This window comes from Thermogladius sp. (genome assembly GCF_049970955.1).
Lineage (GTDB): Archaea > Thermoproteota > Thermoprotei_A > Sulfolobales > Desulfurococcaceae > Thermogladius.
In genome coordinates this window covers 1-1,553 of sequence record NZ_JBMFLY010000121.1, presented here as the reverse complement: position 1 = coordinate 1,553, position 1,553 = coordinate 1, and the positions used below count along the sequence as shown (strand labels likewise).

General features: G+C 60.7%; 2 protein-coding genes. Both read right to left on the bottom strand.

Annotated features, from left to right (window positions below; all coding sequences use genetic code 11):
- Positions 1-1,214, bottom strand: a 1,214-nt coding sequence (locus tag ACP5VX_RS07245) for a glycosyltransferase (protein ID WP_428725207.1), incomplete at its 3' end; no start/stop codon positions are given.
- Between the two features lie 102 nt (positions 1,215-1,316).
- The coding region (locus ACP5VX_RS07240) for a hypothetical protein (RefSeq protein ID WP_428725206.1) at positions 1,317-1,553 on the bottom strand (237 nt) is incomplete at its 5' end.

The window sequence follows — 1,553 nt, the reverse complement described above, 5'->3', positions numbered from 1 at the left end:
ACGAACGTGCTTGCTGGGGCTCGCTCGATGTGCTCGAGTAGCTCCTTGCGGATAAACCAGTCCCCGCCGGGGTAGCGGAGCAGTTTCGGCGTTGCCGGTTTACCGTACAGCTCGCGTATGTGCTCGACGATGGGCGTCACGTCCACCCCGTCCCCGCCGGTCTCCTGGCTGGTCTCCCGGTCGCCGAGGGTGAGTAGCTTTGGGTACACGGCGTGCACGTCGAACTCCGAGGCCCTCTCCTTACACTTCTTCGCTATCTTCTCCCCCCGGTCCTTCACCGCCCTGACGGCTTTGAGGACCTGCTCGGCGAACGCCCTAGGGTCGTAGTAGTGTAGCTCGTACTCTATCCCGCCGAACTCCGTCTGGTAGTCCACCGAGACCACGGGCACCCTGAAGCTCGTCTGCTCGGTCGTTATCTCGTTCAATGGATCATAGTCCGGGTGCACCACGGGCCTCCCTGAGGCCAGGGCCTCGAGGACGGGCAGTCCGAATCCCTCGCTCAGCGCCCCGTGGGCGTAGACGTCCAGCGCGTGGTAGAAACCATATAACTTGTCTTTACTGAGCCTCCCGAACCAGTCGAGTACTATCGCGTCCGGGGTTTCTGCATAGTGTGCCTTGCCCTTCTCGTCGGTGAGGACGGCGACCCTGACCTTGCTCGACTTCTCGGACAGGTGCTTTATTACCTGGGCGAAGTAGGAGTGCCCCTTCCGCAGGTACCCTGCTGCAAGGTAGCCGACGAGCACCTCGCCCTCCGACACGCCTATTTTCTCCCGTATCTCGTCGCGCATGTACGAGAAGCCCGCGACCTCCTCCACGTTCACTCCGTGGTAGACGACGCCGGTCACCCGGGCCCCCGCCTCGCGCAGTTTCCTCGCAGTGTACTCGCTGTTGGCGACGAACTCCAGGTCGCGGTAGAGCCAGTGGTCTCCCGGCGCCCTGGCGGGCCTCCCCTCGATCGTAGTGTAGAACACCGCCTTAACCCCCATGTTAGCGACCTCGCGGTGTAACACGGCGAACGGGGTCACCCAGACCGGGTCGAAGGTCATCACAGTTATCATGAGCGTTGTGTCCTTGAAGAAATTGTAGTCGAATGCCGGGTATAGCCGTGTGACCACCTCGTCGAAGCCCAGCCCCCTGGCCACGCTGGCGATGTCCTCCGCTACCTTCCTGAGCGAAACGCTACGGTTGGACGTCACGATCACGAGCCGGCTCAAACCACACCACTGAGAAAAAAGTATTGTAAAAAGGGTTTCTTAAAGCGTGGATGAGGGGTGTGAAAAAAAGGGATTGGGTTAGAGATACCCAGCGGGTAGTCGCTAGTAGGCCGGAGTTACGCCCGTGAGCTCGGCGATTATGCTGTCCAAGATCGTTGGGTCGGCGCCGTGGGCGGTCACGAAGTAGCTCTTGATACCGCTCAGCACCTTCTGTAGTGTCAGCCCGCTGTGGCTGAACTGGTAGCTCGCCACCTGCTCGGCGAACGCCAGGTAGACGCCCCACTGTGCTGGCGGTACGCCCTTGTCGCTTAATATTCTCCTAGCGGTCTCTACTGCGTT